The organism is Streptomyces sp. NPDC127108 (genome assembly GCF_042677545.1).
Taxonomy (GTDB): domain Bacteria; phylum Actinomycetota; class Actinomycetes; order Streptomycetales; family Streptomycetaceae; genus Streptomyces.
The window spans coordinates 1-20218 of record NZ_JBHXTE010000016.1 but is presented as its reverse complement, the minus strand read 5'-3'; the positions used below and the strand labels follow the sequence as shown (position 1 = coordinate 20218).

13 protein-coding genes are annotated in these 20218 nt (G+C 72.4%); 7 read left to right on the top strand and 6 right to left on the bottom strand.

Annotated features, from left to right (window positions below):
• Nucleotide 1: 1 nt before the first annotated feature.
• The gene (locus ACFVHO_RS15305) at nucleotides 2-1123 is read right to left on the bottom strand and encodes a medium chain dehydrogenase/reductase family protein (RefSeq protein WP_385713889.1); all 1122 of its coding nucleotides are present in this window, start codon (nucleotides 1121-1123) and stop codon (nucleotides 2-4) included.
• A gap of 228 nt (nucleotides 1124-1351) precedes the next feature.
• On the opposite strand from ACFVHO_RS15305, the gene ACFVHO_RS15300 reads away from it, so the two are divergent.
• Together ACFVHO_RS15300 and ACFVHO_RS15295 are read left to right on the top strand one after the other, a co-directional pair.
• Entirely contained in the window at nucleotides 1352-2110 is a 759-nt protein-coding gene (locus tag ACFVHO_RS15300; RefSeq protein ID WP_385713706.1) for a TetR/AcrR family transcriptional regulator, read from the top strand.
• A gap of 166 nt (nucleotides 2111-2276) precedes the next feature.
• The gene (locus ACFVHO_RS15295; protein WP_385713704.1) at nucleotides 2277-3134 is read left to right on the top strand and encodes a GNAT family N-acetyltransferase; all 858 of its coding nucleotides are present in this window, start codon (nucleotides 2277-2279) and stop codon (nucleotides 3132-3134) included.
• 88 nt (nucleotides 3135-3222) lie between these two features.
• Here ACFVHO_RS15295 and ACFVHO_RS15290 read toward each other — a convergent pair whose 3' ends face one another.
• The gene (locus ACFVHO_RS15290; RefSeq protein ID WP_385713703.1) at nucleotides 3223-5562 is read right to left on the bottom strand and encodes a glycoside hydrolase family 3 N-terminal domain-containing protein; all 2340 of its coding nucleotides are present in this window, start codon (nucleotides 5560-5562) and stop codon (nucleotides 3223-3225) included.
• A gap of 167 nt (nucleotides 5563-5729) precedes the next feature.
• Here ACFVHO_RS15290 and ACFVHO_RS15285 point away from each other — a divergent pair, with 167 nt between their 5' ends.
• A complete protein-coding gene (locus tag ACFVHO_RS15285) occupies nucleotides 5730-7694 on the top strand; it encodes an ABC transporter ATP-binding protein (RefSeq protein WP_385713701.1) in 1965 nt (654 codons plus the stop codon).
• A gap of 72 nt (nucleotides 7695-7766) precedes the next feature.
• Here ACFVHO_RS15285 and ACFVHO_RS15280 read toward each other — a convergent pair whose 3' ends face one another.
• Nucleotides 7767-8693, bottom strand: a complete 927-nt coding sequence (locus ACFVHO_RS15280; protein WP_385713699.1) for a LysR family transcriptional regulator — start codon at nucleotides 8691-8693, stop codon at nucleotides 7767-7769.
• Between the two features lie 189 nt (nucleotides 8694-8882).
• On the opposite strand from ACFVHO_RS15280, the gene ACFVHO_RS15275 reads away from it, so the two are divergent.
• Together ACFVHO_RS15275 and ACFVHO_RS15270 are read left to right on the top strand one after the other, a co-directional pair.
• On the top strand, nucleotides 8883-10076 hold the full coding sequence (locus ACFVHO_RS15275; RefSeq protein WP_385713697.1) for an MFS transporter: 1194 nt from the start codon (nucleotides 8883-8885) through the stop codon (nucleotides 10074-10076).
• Between the two features lie 95 nt (nucleotides 10077-10171).
• Nucleotides 10172-10741: a TetR/AcrR family transcriptional regulator gene (locus tag ACFVHO_RS15270; RefSeq protein ID WP_385713696.1), complete on the top strand. Its 570-nt coding sequence runs from the start codon at nucleotides 10172-10174 to the stop codon at nucleotides 10739-10741.
• Between the two features lie 49 nt (nucleotides 10742-10790).
• Here the strand turns inward: ACFVHO_RS15270 and ACFVHO_RS15265 are convergent, their stop codons facing one another.
• Together ACFVHO_RS15265 and ACFVHO_RS15260 are read right to left on the bottom strand one after the other, a co-directional pair.
• The gene (locus tag ACFVHO_RS15265; RefSeq protein ID WP_385713694.1) at nucleotides 10791-11630 is read right to left on the bottom strand and encodes a 4'-phosphopantetheinyl transferase; all 840 of its coding nucleotides are present in this window, start codon (nucleotides 11628-11630) and stop codon (nucleotides 10791-10793) included.
• Nucleotides 11627-12898: a glycosyltransferase gene (locus tag ACFVHO_RS15260; protein WP_385713693.1), complete on the bottom strand. Its 1272-nt coding sequence runs from the start codon at nucleotides 12896-12898 to the stop codon at nucleotides 11627-11629. The genes ACFVHO_RS15265 and ACFVHO_RS15260 overlap by 4 nt, the downstream gene beginning before the upstream one ends.
• A 1292-nt stretch (nucleotides 12899-14190) precedes the next feature.
• On the opposite strand from ACFVHO_RS15260, the gene ACFVHO_RS15255 reads away from it, so the two are divergent.
• Nucleotides 14191-17067, top strand: coding sequence for an AAA family ATPase (locus ACFVHO_RS15255; RefSeq protein ID WP_385713691.1), 2877 nt, complete (start codon nucleotides 14191-14193; stop codon nucleotides 17065-17067).
• A 219-nt stretch (nucleotides 17068-17286) separates the two neighbouring features.
• On the opposite strand, the gene ACFVHO_RS15250 is transcribed toward ACFVHO_RS15255, so the two are convergent.
• Complete coding sequence (locus tag ACFVHO_RS15250; protein WP_385713689.1) at nucleotides 17287-17952, bottom strand: hypothetical protein; 666 nt, start codon at nucleotides 17950-17952, stop codon at nucleotides 17287-17289.
• 591 nt (nucleotides 17953-18543) lie between these two features.
• Between ACFVHO_RS15250 and ACFVHO_RS15245 the strand changes: the two genes are divergently transcribed.
• Nucleotides 18544-20172, top strand: a complete 1629-nt coding sequence (locus tag ACFVHO_RS15245; protein WP_385713687.1) for a flavin monoamine oxidase family protein — start codon at nucleotides 18544-18546, stop codon at nucleotides 20170-20172.
• The last annotated feature ends 46 nt before the right edge of the window (nucleotides 20173-20218 follow it).

The window sequence follows — 20218 nt, the reverse complement described above, 5'->3', positions numbered from 1 at the left end:
CTCATCGCCCGGACTGATCGTCCCGCGCCTCGTTCCGTACGTCGTCCCGCGCCTCGTCCCGCACCTCGTCCCGCACCTCGTCCGGTACGAGGACGACCTTGCCCGCGACCGTGCCGGACTCCGCGAGCCGCATCGCGTCGGCCGCCCGCGACAGCGGGATCCGCGCGGCGACCTGCGGCTTGAGCCTGCCTTCCGCGAGGAGCGCGAAGACCTGCCCGAGGTCGGCGCCGAGCCGGGCGCGGAAGGCGTCGACGCGGCGCCGCCCGGCCCAGATGTTGAAGAAGTGCGCGTGGCGCGAGTTGGGCAGCGCGTTCCACAGGGCGAGGCGGGCGAAGAGCTTCAGGACGGGGGCCTTGGAGGACCCGGCGGCGTCGCGGGTGGACGCGGTGCCGTACGACACGAGCGTGCCGCCCGGGGCGAGCAGCCGGAAGGAGTCCACGACGCCCTCGCCGCCGACGTGGTCGAAGACCGCCGCCACGCCCTGCGGCGCGAGCCCGCGCAGCCGCCCGTACAGGTCCGGGTCCCGGTAGTCGACGGGGGTGACGCCGAGCGCGCGGAGCTGGTCGTGGTGGCGCCGCGATGCCGTGCCGATCACCCGCACGCCGGCGATCTGCGCCAGCTGGACGAGGGCGGAGCCGACGCCGCCGTTCGCGCCGAGCACGACGACGGTGTCGCCCGCCTCGACCTTGGCCGTGCGGTGCAGCATCTGCCAGGCCGTGATGCCGTTCACGACCAGCGTCTCGGCATCCGCCGACGACACGGAGTCCGGCACCTCGACGAGGTCCGCGGCCGCCACGACGACGTGGCTCGCCCAGCCGCCGGTCTTGGTCAGCGCCGCGAACCGCCGCCCGGCCAGCGCGGGGTCGACCCCCTTGCCGGTCGCCGCCACCCGCCCGACCAGGTCGTACCCCGGCACGAACGGGAACGGCGGCTGGTCGTAGTACTTCCCGCGCCGCATCTGCTGCTCCGCGAACGAGACGCCGGTGGCCTCCATCGCGAGCAGCACCTCGCCCGGGCCGGGGGTGGGGGCGGCGACGTGCCGGACCTCCAGGCCGTCGGGCTCGACGACGCCGGGCAGGACGATCTCGGTGGCGACGGTCCCGGCAGTGGGCGCCGTAGTCATGGCCTCCGGGGCCTCCGGAGCCGCCGCCTCCGCGGTCGTCGTCGGCTGGTTCTCGATCGTGTGCGTCTCGCGCATGGCTTTGCCTCTCTCAGGTGATAGCGCTTCTTGCTGTGGTTAGAAGCTCTAACTAGAGAATGGCCTTCCTTCGAGGGGCTGTCAACCCCTCTCTCTAGAGTTAGAGTCTCTAACTGAAGTGATGGTCGAGAGACAGGGAAAGGAGCCACCGCCGTGGCAGCCGACAGCAGCACCTCACCCCCCACCGCCCCCTCGACGCCGCGCCAGCGCTACCGCGACCAGGTGCGCGGCGAGATCAAGGCGGCCGCCCTGGAGCAGATCCGCGCGGGCGGCGCGCCCGCGCTCAGCCTCAACGCCGTCGCCAAGGGGCTCGGCCTCACCGGCCCCGCCCTCTACAAGTACTTCCGCAACCGCGACGACCTCCTCACCGAGCTGATCTGCGACGGCTACGACGCGGCGGCCTCCGCCATGCGCGAGGCCGCCGAGCGTGCGGCCGACGCCCCGCCCCGGGAGCGGCTCCTCGCCCTCGGCACGGCGCTGCGCGCGTGGGCGATCGGGGCGCCGCACGTCTACCAGCTCCTGGCCGGTACGCCGTCCCCCGGCTACCAGGCGCCTCCGGAGACCACCGACCGGGCCCGCGCGGTGCTCGGCCCGCTGCTCGGCGTGCTCGGGCAGGGGGACTGCGCGGGCGCCGCCCTCGAACTGCGCGCGGAGATGAGGTTCTGGCTGAACGGGACCCCGGCCGTCGAGGAGTGGGTCAAGGCCTGGGCCCCTGACGTCGATCCGGCGACGGCCCTCGCCGGCACGGTGACGGCGTGGGCCCGGCTGCACGGGATCGTCAGCCTCGAAGTGCAGGGCCTGTTCGGGGGGATGGGGCACCGCCCCGGCACGCTCCTCAGGGCCGAGATGGAGGCCCTGGCCGACGCGATGGGACTGCCGGGGCCGACCGGCCCCGTGACACGGACGGCTTGATCGGCTCGGTGGACCGGATGGGACCGAGCCCGGCGGGGCAGGATGGGGCCGCTGCGCGGAACCGCTCGTCAGGCAGGTGGACCACCCGGTCGAGCGGGTGCCCCCGTCAGGGCGGGCGGACCACCCGCGCAGTCAGGCGGAACCCCCGTTCAAGGAAGGTGCGGCGATGGAGAACGCGACCCCCGGACGGCTCGTCGTCTCGACGGCGACGCCCGACGACTGGCGCACGGTCACCGAGTGGGCGGCCCGGGAGGGCTGGAACCCGGGCGTCGGGGACGCGGCGGCGTTCTTCGCGCAGGACCCGGACGGCTTCTTCGTGGGCCGCGTCGACGGCGAGCCGGTGTCGGCGATCTCGGTGGTCAACTACGGCCCGGCGTACGCCTTCCTCGGCTTCTACCTGGTCCGCCCCGACATGCGCGGCCGCGGCCACGGCATCACCACCTGGCGGACCGCCCTCGCCCACGCCGGGGACCGGGTCGTCGGCCTCGACGGCGTCCCGGCGCAGCAGGACAACTACCGCCGCTCCGGCTTCCAGCGGGAGCACGGCAGCCTGCGCTACGTCGGCCCCGTGGGCGCGCCCGGCCCGCTGCCCGCGCACATCAAGCCCGTGGCGGACGTGGGCCGCGACGCCGTCGCCGCGTACGACAGCGCCTGCCACCCCGCCGACCGGCCCCGGTTCCTCGACGTCTGGCTGACGGCGCCGGGCCACCGCACGCTGGCGAGCGTCGTCGACGGCCGCGTCACCGGGTACGGGGTGCTGCGCCCCGGCCGGGACGCGCCGCGCGTCGGCCCGCTGTTCGCCGACACCCGCGCCGACGCCGAGGCGCTGCTCGACGCGCTCGCGGCCGAGTCCGGCGGCGCGGCCGTCGCCATGGACGTACCGGAGACGAACACGCAGGCCGTGGCGCTCGCCGAGGCACGCGGCATGAAGCCGTCGTTCGCCACGGCGCGCATGTACACGGGGCCGGTGCGGGAGTTCGCGCGCGAGCGGGTCTTCGGGATCACCACGCTGGAACTCGGCTGAGCGTGCCGGGAGACGGCTGAGAGGGGTGAGCAGGGGTGGACGGCCGGGTGCCGCCCACCCCCGTTCGGGCCCGTTCAGTGCGTCCCGCTCACGTCACCGTCAGCGTGACCTTGCTCTTCGCCGTGGAGCTGTTGCCCACGTACAGGTCGAACCTGCCCTCCTCGACGAGGAACTCGCCGTGCGTGTCGTTCGTCCAGAAGCCCAGGTCCGCCGCGCCGAGCCGGAAGCGGACGACGGTGGAGCGGCCCGCGCCGAGCGTGACGCGCCGGAAGCCGCGCAGCTTGCGCACGGGCTGGGTGATGCTCGCCGCGAGGTCGTGGACGTACAGCTGCACGACCTCGTCGCCCTTGCGGCGGCCGGTGTTGGAGACGGTGACCGACACCTCCAGGGTGTCGCCGTCGCGCAGGGCGCCCGCGGGGACGGTGGCACGGCTCAGCTTCGGCGCGCCGATCTCGAACGTCGTGTAGCTCAGGCCGTGGCCGAAGGGGAACTGCGGGTCCGGCGGCAGGTCCAGGTACTTGGACGTGTACTTGTTGTCGGCGCTGTAGGGGCGGCCCGTCGACTCGTGGTTGTAGTGGACGGGGATCTGGCCGACCGTGCGGGGGAAGGACACGGGCAGTTTGCCGCCCGGGTTGACCTTGCCGAAAAGGACGTCGGCGATGGCGTTCCCGGCCTCGACACCGGGGTGCCAGGCCTCCAGGACGGCGGGTGCCGACTCCAGCCAGCCGGCCATGGTCAGCGGGCGGCCGCCGACCAGGACGACCACGAACGGCTTGCCGGTCCGCGCGATCGCCTCGACGAGACGTTCCTGCGCGCCGGGCAGGGAGATGTCGCTGCGCGCTGCCGCCTCGCCGCTCATCGACGGCGGCTCGCCCACGACGACGACCGTCACGTCGGCGGCCTTCGCGGCGGCCACGGCGGCCGGGACGCCGCCGGTGTCCTTGCCCTCGGGGTCGACACCGCGCGCGTACGTGACCTTGGCGTCCGGGGCCGCGCGGCGTACCGCGTCGAGGACCTTCACCGACGGGTACTTCTTCGCGGCGGCCGGGACCACCCAGGTGCCGAGCAGGTCGTCGGAGTCGCCGAAGGGGCCGACGACGGCGATGGACCTGGCGCCGGACGCGAGCGGCAGCACCTTCCGGCCACCGCCACCGCCACCGCCGCTTCCCCCAGTGCCCTCGTTCTTGAGGAGCACCATCGAGCGCGCGGCGGTCTCGCGGGCGGCCTTGCGGGCGGCGGCGGTCGGCCCGTCGATCGCGGCGTCCTCGTCGACGTACGGGTCGTCGAAGAGGCCGAGGGCGAACTTCAGCCGCAGGACGCGGGCGACCGCGTCGTCCAGGCGGCGCTCGCTGATCTTCCCGGCGCGCAGCAGCTTCTTGCCGTGCTCACGGAGGTTGGTGCTGACCATCTCCATGTCGACGCCCGCGTTCAGCGAGAGCCGGGCGGCGGCCGCGCCGTCCTCGGCGAAGCCGTGCGCGATCAGCTCCTGGACGCCGGTCCAGTCGCTGACGACGACCCCGTCGAAGCCCCACTCCTTCTTCAGGATGCCGGTCAGGGTGTGGGAGTTGCCGTGCGCGGGGACGCCGCCGACGGTGTTGAAGGACGCCATCACCGTGGCGGCGCCCGCGTCCAGGGCGGCCTTGAACGGCGGCAGATAGAGGTTGCGCAGCCGGGACTCCGACACGTCGACCGTGTTGTAGTCGCGCCCGCCCTCGGCCCCGCCGTACGCCACGAAGTGCTTGGCACAGGCGGCGACGCGGTCCTTGGCGGCGAACCCGCCCTTGCCCGGGCCCTGGTAGCCCTCGACCTTGGCGGCGGCGAACTCGGCCGTCAGATACGGGTCCTCGCCGCAGCCCTCGGCGATGCGACCCCAGCGCGGCTCGTGCGTGACGTCCATCATCGGGGCGAACGTCCAGTGCACGCCGTTGGAGCGGGCCTCCTTCGCGGAGACCTCGGCGTCCTTCCTCGTCACGTCCGGGTCGAAGCTCGCCGCCTGCGCGAGCGGGATCGGGAACGTCGTCCAGAAGCCGTGGATCACATCGAGGCCGAACAGCAGCGGGATGCCGAGCCGGGACTCCTCGACCGCGATGCGCTGGAGCGCGTTGCTGCTCTTCGCACCGAAGATGGAGAGCACCGAGCCGAGCCGTCCGGCGCGCGCCGCGTCCTCCACGTCCTTCGTCTCACCGCCGCCCGGGCCGGTGTCCCAGGACCAGGCGAGCTGCTGGAGCTGGCCCAGCTTCTCTTCGACAGTCATACGGTCGAGGAGGCGCCGCACCTTTCCTTCGTGAGGGGTGCCGCGGTCCTCGGCGGCGGTGGCCGGGGCGGGCGCCGCCGGTGCCGCCTCGGCGATTGTGGAGTTCAGGGCGCTTCCCGCGACGGCGGTGCCGCCGATCGCGGACAGCACAGTGCGCCTTCGTACATCTCGCATGCGTTCGCCTTCTCACGTCAGGACACGAGTAACCGGAGTGATGCGCTCAAGAATTGAAGCGAAAGTACGTGCCGGTTACAGGAGGGTCAAGAGGCGCGACAGGGGAGTCCGGGACACGTGGTGCGGCGCTTGACCTCAAGATAAGTTCAGGTTCTACGGTGCTTCACATGAGCATGGAGACCACAGCCTGGACCCAGCTGCACAGCGTCATGAACGCCGAGCAGGAACGCCGACCCTTCGCGCGCGCCACGCTGCGCCGCATCACCGCCTTCGCCGCGCCGCACCGCCGCCGCATCACCCAGTTCGTGCTGCTGAGTGTCGTGACCGCGCTGCTCGCCGTGGCGACTCCCGTACTCGCCGGGCGTGTCGTCGACGCCATCGTGTCCGGGGCCGAGTCCTCGACCGTCGTCCGCTACGCCGTGCTCATCGCCGTCATCGCGATCGCCGAAGCGGGCCTCGGGCTGCTCAGCCGCTGGCTGTCGGCGAACCTGGGCGAGGGCCTGATCCTCGACCTGCGCACCGCCGTCTTCGACCATGTGCAGCGCATGCCGGTCGCCTTCTTCACCCGCACCCGCACCGGCGCGCTCGTCAGCCGCCTCAACAACGACGTGATCGGCGCGCAGCGGGCGTTCAGCAACACGCTCTCCGGCGTCGTCTCCAACCTCGTCACCCTCGTCCTCACCCTCGCCGTGATGCTCGCCCTCTCCTGGCAGATCACGCTCCTCGCCCTCGTGCTCCTGCCGGTGTTCGTGGTCCCCGCGCGCCGCATGGGCACCCGCATGGCCCGTCTCCAGCGGGAGGCTGCGCACCACAACGCGGCCATGGGCACGCGGATGACGGAGCGGTTCTCGGCACCCGGCGCCACCCTCATCAAGCTGTTCGGCCGACCGGCGGACGAGTCCGCGGAGTTCGCGGCCCGGGCCCGCCGCGTGCGCGACATCGGCGTCCGCACCGCCATGGCGCAGTCGGCGTTCATCACCGCCCTGACCCTGGTGTCGGCGCTCGCGCTCGCCCTGGTCTACGGACTCGGCGGGTACTTCGCGCTCGACGGCACGCTTGAAGCGGGCGCCGTCGTCTCCCTCGCGCTGCTCCTGACCCGGCTGTACGCCCCGCTGACGGCCCTCGCGGGGGCGCGCGTCGAGGTGATGAGCGCCCTGGTGAGCTTCGAGCGGGTCTTCGAAGTCCTCGACCTGAAGCCCCTCATCGACGAGAAGCCGCAGGCCCGGACCGTGCCCGAGGGCCCCGTCGCCGTCGAGTTCGACGACGTCCGCTTCGGTTACCCCTCCGCCGACAAGGTCTCCCTCGCCTCCCTGGAGGAGGTCGCCTCGCTCGACGGCCGGGGCGGCGACGAGGTGCTGCACGGTCTGTCGTTCCGCGCCGAGCCCGGCCAGACCGTGGCACTCGTCGGCTCGTCGGGCGCGGGCAAGTCCACCATCGCGCAACTCCTTCCGCGCCTGTACGACGCCGACTCCGGAGTCGTACGCGTCGGCGGCGAGGACGTGCGAGACCTGACGGCCGACTCGCTGCGCGACACCATCGGGATGGTCACCCAGGACGGCCACCTCTTCCACGAGTCGGTGCGCGCCAACCTGCTGCTCGCCCGCCCCGGCGCGAGCGAGGACGAGCTGTGGGACGTGCTGCGCAGGGCCCGCCTCGACGCCCTGGTGCGGTCGCTGCCCGACGGCCTCGACACGGTGGTCGGCGAGCGCGGCTACCGGCTCTCCGGCGGTGAGCGGCAGCGCATGACCATCGCGCGGCTCCTGCTCGCCCGGCAGCGGGTGGTGATCCTCGACGAGGCGACCGCCCACCTGGACAACACCTCCGAGGCCGCCGTGCAGGAGGCCCTCGCGGAAGCCCTCTCGGACCGCACGGCGGTGATCATCGCGCACCGGCTGTCCACCGTGCGGGCGGCCGACCAGATCCTGGTGGTGGAGGCCGGGCGGATCGTGGAGCGCGGCACGCACGACGAACTGCTCGCGGTCGACGGGCGGTACGCGGAGCTGTACCGGACGCAGTTCGCGGGGAAGCAGCACGCGGAGCCCGCCGCGGGTGCGGCGGACGCGGTGGGCTGCGTGCTCGGCGAGGACTGCGGCGACCCGGCCGACGGCGCCGATGTGGCCGTGACCGTCTAGCGCGCCGGTGGTCTCCCACGTGCCGGTCCGAGGGCTCCGCGCCCACGGACCGGCACGCGCGTTCAGGGGGCGTCAGCCGCCGGAGTCGGCGTCGCCCGTGGTGAGTTGGAGCAGCCCCGCCGTGTCCCGGGCGACCTCGTTGAAGGCGTGGACGGCGGCCGCCGGGGTGGCGGCGAGCCAGGTGGGCACCCACTCCAGGGGCGGCGCGTCACGGAAGGGCACGTACACGACGTCGGGGCGGGCGAAGTACCGGGTGACCTGGGCGCCGACCACCCAGGCCCCCTGCCCGGCGCCGATCAGGGACAGCGCCTCCTGGAGGGTGTCGAAGGCGGGCCCGGACTCGATGGGGGTCCCGGAGGGCGTCAGCAGGGGCGTGCGTTCGGCGCGCCAGTACGGGGGCAGGGTGCGGGTCGCCTGCAGGAGGCGGACGGCGGCCAGGTCCTCCAGGCAGACCGTGTCCCGCCCGGCCAGGGGGTGCTGCGCGGGCACGGCGAGCACGCGGGGCTCGGAGAACAGGACCGGGCCGTTGACCATGCCGGGCTCCTGGTGCGGCAGGGTCACGATCAGCACGTCCACGTCGCCGTCGCGCAGCCGCGGGAAACCGTCCGCGATCTGCAGCTCCCTGGGCTGGATCCGGCAGCCGGGATGGCGCTGCGCGTACAGCTCGGCGGCGCGGATCGTGAGCTGCCCCACGGCGGGGCCGACATAGCCGACCCGCAGGACGTTCGCTTCGTCCCGCGCGGCGTTGACCGCCTTCCGCAGTCCGGCCTCGAGGGCGCGGTAGGGCGGCAGGAGGTCGTCGTACAGCTGGCGTCCGGCCGGAGTGAGGCGGACATGGCGGCTGGTGCGCTCGAACAGGGGCGTCCCGATGTGGCGTTCCAGCTTGCGGATGGTCTGGCTGACCCGCCCGGTCGTCAGGTGCAGGCGGTCGGCGGTGCGGCCGAAGTGCAACTCCTCGGCCAGCGTCAGGAACGCCTCGAGGTCCACTCGCTCCAGCACGGCCGCCCCTCGGTCGTTAAGTCTGGCTAAACGCTCAGGCCACTATCGCACCTTGTTCCCCCTTCCGGCGCACAGCAGTGTGGTCCTGCGAGCGCGCCCGCCCCGGTCTTCTGACCTGCGACGCGTGGCCCTCGCCCGCACCCCGCGCGCCCCGCCGACGTGCCCCCACCGACCGAAAGCGCCACCTCCATGACCCTCGTCGACACACCAAGTCCCGTCGCGCCCGAAGCCGAACAGGTCCCCCTGCGAAGATGGCTGGCCGTCGCCGCGATGGCCGTCGGGACCTTCGCCCTCGTCACCGTCGAATCCATGCCCGTCGGCCTGCTGCCCTTCATCGGCGGCGCCCTCGACGTCTCCGAGGGCACGGCGGGCCTGATGGTGACCGTCCCCGGCCTGGTCGCCTCCGCCACCGCGCCCCTGCTCCCGGTGCTCATCCGGAACCTCGACCGGCGGATCGCCCTGCTCGGCCTGATCGTCCTGATGGTGGCCGCCAACGTGCTCTCGGCGCTGGCCCCCACCTTCGCGCTCCTGCTCGTCTCGCGCTTCCTCGTCGGCATCAGCATCGGCGGGTTCTGGGCCCTCGCGGCCGGTCTCGCGGTACGCCTGGTGCCGGAGCGGCACATACCCCGGGCGGTCTCCCTCGTCTTCGGCGGCGCCACCGCCGCCAATGTCCTCGGCGTGCCCGCGGGAACGCTCATCGGCGGCCTCGGTGACTGGCGCGTCGCGTTCGTCGCGGTCGCCGGGCTCGGCCTGCTCGTCCTCGCCGCCCTGTTCGTCCTGCTGCCCCCGCTGCCCGCCGAGCGCGCCGTGCGACTGCGCACGCTGACGCAACAGTTCGGGAACCCCGTGGTGCGCGCCGGAGTCATCGCCACGTTCCTGCTCGTGAGCGGCCACTTCGCCGCGTTCACCTTCGTCAGCCCCGTCCTCCGGGACGTCTCGGGGATCGACGAGTCGATGGTCGGTCCGCTGCTGCTCTGCTTCGGCGTCGCCGGCATCGCGGGCAACTTCCTGGCGGGCGCCGCCGCCGCGCGCGACGTCCGCGCGACGATCGTCACCATCAGCGTCGCCCTGACCGCGGTCCTCGCGGTGTTCCCCCTCCTCGGCGGCACGCCGGTCGGCGGGACGGTCCTCCTGATCGCCTGGGGACTGGCCTTCGGCGGCGTCCCCGTCGGCGTACAGACCTGGATCCTCAAGTCGGCGCCGGACTCGACGGAGGCCGCCACCGCCCTGAACACCTCCGTGTTCAACCTGGCGATCGCGCTCGGCGCCCTGGTCGGCGGCATCGTCGCCGACCACGTCACCCTCACCGGCGTCCTCCTCACCGGCGCGCTCCTCGCCGTGCCCACCACCCTGGCGATGTGGAGCACGCGGAGGCGGGCCTGACCGGCCCGGCGCACCACACCTCACTCCGTGCATGGCACTCCGCCCGCAGTGGTTAGGGTGGGGTGCCGCCGCACAGGAAGCAGGAGAGGACCGTCATGCGACAGAACCCGGCCAGGCGCACCGCGCTGTTGGACGCAGCGATCGAGGTGCTCGCGCGCGAGGGGTCCCGGGGGCTGACACTGCGGGCCATGGACGCGGAGGCGGCGGTGCCCAAGGGCACCGCCAGCAACTACTTCCCGCACCGCGCGGAACTCCTCGCGCAGGTCATGCGGCGCATCCTGGAACGGCTCACGCCGGAGGAGACCGCGCTCGCCGACACCATGACCGAGAAGCCGGACTCGGCGCTGGTCGTGACGCTCCTCAAGCAGCTCCTGGAGCGGACACGGGCCGACCGGGCCAGCCATCTGGCGCTGCTCGAACTGCGCCTGGAAGCCACCCGCCGCCCCGAACTGCACGCCGGACTCACCCGGTTCATGGCCGAGCAGCTCGAGGCCAACATCGAGTTCCACCTGGGCGCGGGCCTGCCCGGCGACCGCACCGGCGTCGTCCTTCTCTACCTCGGCATGCTGGGCCTGATCGTGGACGACCTGACCGTGCCCGACCTGCTCGCGCCGTTCTCGACGGACACGCTCATCGAGGAACTGTCGCAGCGCGTCCTGCGCTGACCCGGCCGCCGGTACGTCCCGGCCCGGCGCCGCCCCCGTGCGCCCCGGCTCAGCCCGCCGGGCGCAGCGTGATCGCGGTGAGGACCAGTCCCTCCCGCGCCAGCCAGCGGCCGGTGAGCTGCTGCGGGAATCCCCGTTCGCGTACGGCAGGAAGGATCCGCGCGGTGAAGGTGCCCGTGTCCGGATCCTGCGACGGGTGGAAGGTGACGTCGGCCTCCTCGAAGCCCAGGGGCGCGCGCATCAGGGGATACCAGGTCTTGTAGATGCTCTCCTTGGCGCTGAACAGGGCGCGGTCCCAGCGCACCGCGGGCCGCCGCGCCAGGAGTTCGCCCACCCGCCGTCGCTCGTCGGGCAGCGCCACCGCTTCGAGGACGCCGTCGGGCAGCGGCTCGCCCGGGGTGGCGTCGATGCCGACCGAGCGGACGCGTGCGGCGCGGGCGACGGCCGCGCCGCGGTAGCCGTCGCAGTGCGTGATGCTGCCGACGACACCCTCGGGCCACTCCGGACAGCCCTTCGCGTCGGGGAGGATCGACACGGCGGGCTGCCCGAGGGCGGCCAGGGCGCGGTGCGCGCAGTGACGGCCGGTGCTGAACTCGGCGCGCCGCGACGGCACCGACCGGGCGATCAGGGCCTGCTCGTCGGGGTGCAGGACGACGCCGTCCGGGTCGCCGAGGGACTCGCAGCAGACGACGTCCTCGGGCACGATCCGCGCGAGCAGGGCGGGCGGCGCGGCGGCCGGGGACGGGGTGGCGCCCGGCGCGGTGGTGGTCTGCTGTGCGGTGGTGGAGTGCGGTGCGGTCGTGGTCTGCGGTGCGGTGGTGGAGTGCGCTGCGGTGGTGGTCCGCGGTGCCTCGGCCGCCGTACGGCCGTACCGGGTCCCGAGGGTCATGGCGTGCCTTCCTTCTCCAGGCCGTCCCGTGCCGACTCGGCTCGCGCGGGCGCGGTGCCCGCGTCCTTGGCCCGGTCGCGCCGGGGCAGATAGACGAGCAGCTCGGTGGCGATGAAGCGGATGACGAACGTCGTGAGCAGCGCCAGGGCGGTGGCGGGCAGCACGGACATGCCCACGCCGTCGACGAGCAGTGCGATCAGCGGGATCCGCAGCACCAGATCGGCGTTGGCGAGCAGCGCGAACCGGCCGAGGCGGTCGGCCCAGTGGCGGTGGCCGCGTCGGTCGCGGAACAGCAGCAGATCGATGAGCAGGAAGTTCCACAGCACGCCGAACTGGTTGGCCACCACCTCGGCGGGCAGATAGTGCAGGCCCATGGCGGTGAGCGCGGCGAGGCCGCACAGGTTCGGCAGGAAGCCGGTCAGACCGATGAGGCCGAAGACCACCATCCGGGCCACCGGCGTCGCGGTGCGCAGCGACACCAGGTGCGCGAGGAAGCGCAGACCCTCGCGCACGGTCGACTTCGACTCGCCCGCGAACCGCTCCTGGAAGGAGAACGGCACCTCGGCGACGACGCGCGGCCGGCAGCGGATGGCCAGTTCGAGGAGGATCTTGTAGCCCAGCGGCTTGAGGATGTCGGAGTGGGCGTGCACCGTGCTGCGGCGGATCGCGAAGAAGCCGCTCATCGGGTCGCTGATGCCGCGCAGCGCCGAACGGAACAGCGCCTTGGTCGCGAGCGTGGAGGTGCGTGACACGGCGACGCGGTAGCGGCCCGAGAGCCCGGCGTGGCTGCCGCCGCCCGCGTACCGGCTGGCCACGACCAGGTCGGCGCCCGCCCGGCGCCCGGTCTCGATCAGCTCGGGCATCAGGGACGGCGGGTGCTGGAGGTCGGCGTCCATGACGACGATCCACTCGGACGCGGCGGCCTTCATGCCCTCCACCACGGCGCCGCTGAGGCCGCCCGTGGCCACCTCGCGGTGGATGACGTTCACGGGGAACGGGCAGGTGAGGGCCGCGCGTTCGATCGCGGCCGGGGTGTCGTCGGTGCTGTCGTCGACGAACAGCGCCTCGCAGTCCAGATGCGCGGGCAGCCCGGCGGCGAGGCGGCTCAGCAGCTCCTCGACGTTCCCGGCCTCGTTGAAGGTCGGGATGATCACGGTGACGGTGGTCCGGGTCGTGTCCGGGGCCGACTCGTCCAGGACGTCGGCCTCGTCCGGGACGGTGGGCCCGCGGCCTTCGGTCTCCTCGGCGCCGGGGCCGGACACGCTCATCGGGGCACGCTCCCTCGGTGGGGTGCGGCCGCCTGCCGCGGCACGCTCCGGGTGGTGGTGGAGCCCGCGGTGTGCATTCTCGCCATGGTCGTCCTCTACGGTCTGCGCGCCTGCGCGTCACATCGGCGTGCCCTGACCGACCGGGGCCGGTTGCGGGCGGTGAACCTGTCTGCTGTGCACGGGAGCCCCGGTGACCGAGCGGGGGAGACGGCCGTCGGCCGGGGGTGGCCGTCGTCCGGGGAGCCGAGCCGCGTTCCGGAGGATCAGGGGTGGCGTCCGTCGTGCCCGCGCCACGGTGCCGGAGACCCTCGGTGATTACCTCCTGCCGGAGGCTATCCGCGGCCTGTGCGGCTCTCCACCCCTATCCGTCCCCTAGGGACGGTGCGCCGCGCCGTGCGGACAGGACGCCGCCGCACTCCCGAGTTCGCGTACGCCGACGGCGAGTTGGGCTCCGCGGGCCGTCACAAAATGTGCGGTGGCCAGAAACGGCGACGTAACAATGTGACGCATCTGGCACTGCCGACAGGTGTGGGGCCGGTTGTGCACAGGCGGTTCCGGTTGCACAACCGGTGTGCAACTCCGGAAGGCGCCTGAACACCATGGACTTCCTTGGTGAATTTTGCCGTCAAATTGCCTCTGGATTGTCTTCAGAGGACCGTTACCGAGTCTCCGCGAGGGACTTTCCCGGACACGAACGCCTAACGCATCCTTAACGGCCGCAGCCGGGGGAGCGGGCCCCTCGGGCCCGCCGGGAGGTCAACGGCGGTTGCACCGTGCGGTGTTGAACGCGGGGCGCGCGGGCGGTATGAACCGCTCCACTTGGGCGACGGGGGTACTGGCCGGGCGTGGAGCGGGTAGGAGGCCGCTGGCGGCCGGTTCCCAGGTCGTGCGTGTGGCCAGGGGTGTTTCCGGACAGGTTGGCTGGATGATCACTGTGCATCGGCCTCCTGGCTGGTTCTTCTTCGCCTTTCCTTCAATTGGAATTCAAAGTTCCGTATGTGCGGGCGGCCTCCGGGAGGCCCAATACCACACCCAGGGCCGGAGTGGGGAGGGCTGAACGTTGCGAGTCGTGGTGGATTTGGGGGGTGGGCTCACTTCTTTCGGGGCTACCTCGTCGTCAAGTTTCAGTCATAGTTGTGTTGTTGACTGAGTGCTGCCAGAAGCACGGGAGAGATATCTGGAATATGCCCTGGTATCCTGCGAAGCGGTTCCAGTGGTTACTTGAGAGTGCGTTATGCAAATAGGGCACCAGTGCAGTTTGCGATAATTTCTTACGGGGAGGAAACCGCACAATGAGCCTGGTCGAGCGAGTCGATGAATGGGCTCTCTTGGAGGAGGTTCTGGCGAGCAGCGCGGAGGGGCCCTCCCGCGTTGTTGTGGTGAGAGGGCCGGTCGCCACCGGCAAGAGCGAGTTGCTGAACGGCGTCGCCGACCAGGCCGAGGCACGAGGACTGACGGTCCTCAGGGCGACGGGTTTACGAGCCGAGCGCAGGACCCCCATGGCTGTTTTCGGCCAACTGCTCCTGAACGCGGGCCGGGCCGGAGGGCCCGAGGACGCGTCGGAGCGGGACGGCCGGGCGCGGCCCGCACAGGGGGAACAGCAAGAAGAGACCAGCGCGGCCGCGCGCGTGGAGCAACTGCTCGACGACGCGAGGTTCACCGCCATGCTGCGCGACCCCGACTACGAACGCGAGGAGCACGTCCGCGCCCATGTCATGCGGTCGCTGACCGCCGCCCTGCACGCCACGGCCCAGGGGCGGCCGCTCGCGATCCTCGTCGACGACGTCCAGTACGCCGACATCCCGTCCCTGCAGTGCCTGCAGCACGCCATGCGGGAACTGCGGGCCAAGCCCCTGGTGATCGTGCTCGGCCTGCGCACCGGGCCGCGCGCCGAACGCCCCATGTTCAGCGCCGAACTGCTGCGCCACCCCCGGCTGACCCAGCTGCGCCTGTCCACCCTCGGTGAGCGGGCGACGGCCGAGATGCTGCGCGAGCACCTGGACGAGGCGACCGCGCGCCGCCTCGCCCCCGAAGTCCACCGCGTCAGCGGCGGCAACCCCCTGCTGATCCGGGCCCTGACCCACGACATCCTCGCCCACCGTCCCCCCACCGACCCCTCCCTGCCCGCCCTGCACGCCCTCACCGTCGGCGACGCCTACCGCCAGTCCGTGCTCAGCTGCCTGCACCGGGGCGAGGACTCCGTGCTCGCCGTCGCCCGGGGCCTGGCGATCCTGGACGACGCCGCGTCCGACACGGCACTCGCCGGACTGCTCGAACTCGACCACGAGACCGTCACGCTCAGCCGTCGCGCCCTGGAGTCGGCCGGCCTGGCCGAGGCGGGAACGTTTCGGCATCCGCTGGCGAGAACCGCCGTGCTCGACGACCTGACCCGCGACGACCGGATCGACCTGCACCGCCGCGCCGCCGACCAGCTGCGCCGCGGCGGCGCCGAACCGCCTGTCGTGGCCCGGCACATCGTCGCCGCCGGCGAGGTCCCCGACGAGGAGTCCCTCGACGTGCTGTGGGAGACAGCCACCCGCGCCCGGCGCGACGAGGACGTCTCCCTCGCCATCGCCTGCCTGCAACTCGCCGACCAGGCCTGCCCGCGAGGGGCTCGGCGCAGCGAGATCCTGGCCGAGCTGACGCGCTGCGTCTGGCGGGTGCGTCCGTCCACCGTCGGCCCGCATCTGCGCGCGCTGCGCGCCGCGTTCGACGAGGGCTGGCTCGCCGAGCAGGCCGTGCCCGCGCTCCTCGCGGGCCTGCTCTGGCAGGGCCGGTTCGACGAGGCCGCCGAGATCGCCCGCAAGTGCCAGGGCGCGTTCGAGGGGACCTCGGCCGTCTCCGCGTACCTCGCCGCCGGTGCCGTCCGCACCACCTACCCCGCGCTGCGCGAGCGCGTCGGCACCGACAACTGGCCCGCCCCGCACAGCAACGTGGACGCCGTGACCGGCCGCGGCAGCGACCCCCGCAGCCGGGCGGGCGCCGCCCTCAACACGGTGCTCACCCGCGGCGTCGACCCGCACGCCGCCGACCTCGCCGAGGCCGTGCTGCAGGGCACCCCGCTGAACGACGCCAACCTGGAGGCGCTGACCTGCTCGCTCAACGTCCTGATCTACTCCGACCGGCTCACCCGCGCCGCGCACTGGTGCGACGCGCTGCTTCGCGAGGCCACCAAGCTCGGCGGCCCCGGCTGGCAGGCACCCCTCTCCGCGGTCAGAGCGAAGATCGCGCTGCGGCAGGGCAACGCCGGGGACGCCGTCCGCTACGCCGTCAACGCGCTGGCGTGGATGACACCGCTCGGGTGGGGCGTCGGCATCGGCTCGGTCCTCGCCACCCTGGTCTCCGCGCACACCGCGATGGGGCAGTACGACCAGGCCATGACCTACCTCGACCACCACGTCCCCGACAGCCTGCCGGAGACGCGGTACGGCCTGGAGCTGATCCACGCCCGCGGCCAGCTCTACGCGGCCACCGGCCGGGTCCGCCCCGCCCTCGACGACTTCCTCACCTGCGGGGAGCTGATGACGCGCTGGGGCATCGACCAGCCCGCGCTCATCCCGTGGCGGTCCGCCGCCGCGGAGATGCACCTGCGCACCGGCGGTGAGGCCGAGGCCGACCGGCTCGTCAAGGAGCAGCTGTCCAAGTGCGGTCCCGGACAGTCGCGCACCCGCGCGCTGACCCTGCGGGTGCTCGCCGAGGTGGCCGGACTCCGGCGCCACCACCATGCGCTGCACGAGGCGATCGAGGAACTGGAGGAGTGCGAGGACCGGCTCGAACTGGTCCGGGTGCTCGGCGCGCTCAGCCGCTCCCACCACGCCCTGGGCGAGCTGGGCCAGGCGCGCATGATGGCGCGGCGGGCCTGGCGCATCGCACGCGACGCCCAGGCCGAGGCGCTGTGCGAGCAGCTGCTTCCGTACGGCGACGGCGAGGCGAGCGCGGTGGACCGGCCGACGCGGGACGGCGAGAGCTGCCCCTCGGAGGAACTGACCGACGCGGAGCGGCGCGTGGCCTCACTGGCGTCCTTCGGACACAGCAACCGGGAGATAGCACGGAAACTGTTCATCACGGTCAGTACGGTCGAGCAGCATCTGACGCGGGTCTACCGCAAGTTGAACGTGTCCCGGCGCAAGGATCTGCCGCACGACCTGCTCGCCGACACGGCGTGCTGACATCCCCTGACGCGGCGCGCCGATACGGCTGAAACGGTGTGCCGAAGAGGTGTCCGGCCACGGTCCGTCGCGCGATGACAACGTTGTGCATGGGGTTCTCCACGGTCAACGATCCGCTGGGGAAACGGAGTTGAGTTTCCGATGACCTGGGGAGGCGTGGAGAACCGGAGGGAGGCGCGACCGCCCGGAGCGTGACCGGCGGCGCGCGGCCTTGGTCGGTCAGTGAGCGGCCGACCGGCAGGCGAGGCACATCTCGCCGTCATGGACCGCGAAGGCGCGGTCCGCCATGGCGTGTGCGATCTGCCAGGAGCGGGTGGAGAACACCACGGTCCCGGTGGATGCCGTGTAGCGGCTCAGCACCCGACAGATGATCTTCTCCGACGTGCTGTCCACGTCGTCCAGAAGATGACACAGCAACAACAGCTTCGGTACGTGCAGCAGCGCGCACCCCAGAGCGGTGCGCGAGCGCTGCCCCGGGGAGAGACCGGAGACGGGAACCCGCTCGACGGCCCGCAGCCCGAGGACATCAGTTAAGTCCGCCGTGCGCTGCGTGGCCGTCTCCGGCGAAAGCCCCTTGTGTCTGCCCGCGGCCACCAGCGCCTCGTGGACCATCACTTCGGGCAGCGGCATGCCCACGGACACGACACCGACGAGCCGCCGCACGGCCGTGGGGTCGGCGCGCGGGTCCAGGCCCTGCACCGAGACGGCACGGCCGGGTCTGTCGTCGCACAGCAGCCGCGCCAGAAAGCGGTCCGCGGAGTCGTCGTCGGAGACCGCCGCCACGCACGTGTGCGGCTCGATCCGCAGGACGCGCTCCCGGTCCCCCGACCCGCCGCCGCACGCCCCCGATCCGCCGTCCGTCGTGTGCCGTACCTCCAGGGCCATGGGCTCCGGCCGGGTTCCGCCGGGCGCTCCGCCCGGCCGGTGATCATGCACCGCGAACCTTCGGCCGTCCGACCCTCGATGCATGAAGCCTCTCCTTCATTGCGAATGTTGCACAGTTGGGTACACGGGGACTGTGTGGGGGTGCGTGGTGCGGACACCATAGATCATTCCAAGGTGTCTCCTGACTTTCGTACAGTCTTCAGGATCGAGACCTGGCTACTAAAGTACTCATTGCGTGTCGCGTGTCTTTTTCGGCCCCGTCGTAGCGGTGGCCGTGAGCCCCCTGGGGCTCCGGGTGCGTGAACGTAGGAGGCGTAAGGGGATGTTGAGGGGTTTCTCCACCCCCGGGCGCCGTCGTCATAATCAAGGGCACCGTCAGACGCGCCGTGTATCGGAGGCGATTCGCGAGCCCGACGGCCCCGTGGGGCAAGGCTCGGCCGCGTACGTCGCAGACCCTTCTCCTGCTGCCGCAGCCCGGCTCACCGCGGCCGTCTGAACGTACCGCCGGGCCGGCCTCCACCACGGTCAGAGGAGTATCCGTTGGTTGCCCTCAACGGCAGTTCACGTCCCGGCGCGGCAGATTCCATTACCATGCTGGGCCCGGACTTTCCCTTCGCCTACGACGAATGGCTGTCCAGCGCGCACGGGCTCGGCGAAATACCCGAAGCGGAGTTCGGGACACCGGTTGCGGTGATCGGGGCCGGGATATCGGGCCTCGTCGCCGCCTACGAGCTCCTGCGCCTCGGGCTGCGGCCCGTGGTGTACGAGACGGGCCAGATGGGCGGCCGGATGCGCTCCGCCGCCTTCGAGAGCCACCCCGACGCCGTGGCCGAGCTCGGCGCCATGCGCTTCCCCGCCTCCGCGCTCGCCCTGCGGCACTACCTGGACCTGGTCGGCCTCGAGACCCGGCCCTTCCCCAACCCGCTGACCGCCACGAGCGGCAGCACCGTCGTCGCCCTCGGCGGCGACCGGCACTACGCCCGGCGGGCCACCGAACTCCCCGACATCTACCAGGAAGTCGGCATGGCCTGGGACAAGACGCTCCAGGAGCACGCCGAGCTGTTCGCCATGGACGACGCGATCCGCCGCCGGGACACCGCGGCCATCAAGGCCATCTGGAACCCGCTGGTGCGCGCCCTCGACGACCAGTCCTTCTACGGCTTCATCGCGGGATCGCCCTCCTTCCAGTCCTTCAAGTACCGCGAGATCTTCGGCCAGGTCGGCTTCGGCGCCGGCGGCTGGGACACCGACTTCCCCAACTCCATCCTGGAGATCCTTCGGGTCGTCTACACCGGCGCCGAGGACGACCACCGGCTCGTGGTCGGCGGCTCCCAGCAGCTGCCCCTGCGCCTGTGGGCGCACGCCCCCGACGACGCCGCCCACTGGCCCGCGGGCACGTCCCTGGAGTCCCTGCACCGCGGCGGCCCCCGCGGCGGCGTCGCCCGCATCGAGCGCACCGCCCGCGGCATCACCGTCCACGAGCGGGGCGGCGGCTCCCAGACCTTCCCCGCGGCCGTCTTCACCCCGCACAAGCGGACCCTGGTCACCAACGTGCGCTGCGACCAGGCGCTGCTGCCCACGCCCGTGTGGACGGCCGTGGAGCGCAGCCACTACATGGGCTCCTCCAAGCTGTTCGTGCTCGTGGACCGCCCGTTCTGGCGCGAGCGCGACCCGCGCACCGGCCGGGACGTGATGAGCACGACCCTCACCGACCGGATGCCGCGCGGCGTCTACCTCTTCGACGACGGACCCGACCGCCCCGGCGTGATGTGCCTGTCGTACACCTGGAACGACGACTCCCTGAAGATGGCGCCGCTGACCCCCGAGGAGCGCCTCGACGGCGTCCTCGACGTGCTCGCCGACATCTACCCCGGCGTCGACATCCGCTCCCGCGTCATCGCTCCTCCGCGCACCGTGACCTGGGAGACCGACCCGCACTTCCAGGGCGCCTTCAAGGCGAACCTGCCGGGCCACTACCGCTACCAGCGGCGTCTGTTCACCCACTTCATGCAAGCGGACCTGACGCCGAGTCAGCGCGGGCTCTTCCTCGCCGGTGACGACGTCTCCTGGACGGCGGGCTTCGCCGAGGGCGCCGTGACGACGGGCCTGAACGCCGTCTGGGGCGTACAGCGTCATCTCGGCGGCGCCACCATGCCGTTGAACCCCGGGCCCGGCGACCTGTTCGCGGATCTCGCGCCGGTGGACCTGCCCGAGGACTGACCAGCAGAGGTACGGCGGAAGGGCCCCGGAGCGATCGCTCCGGGGC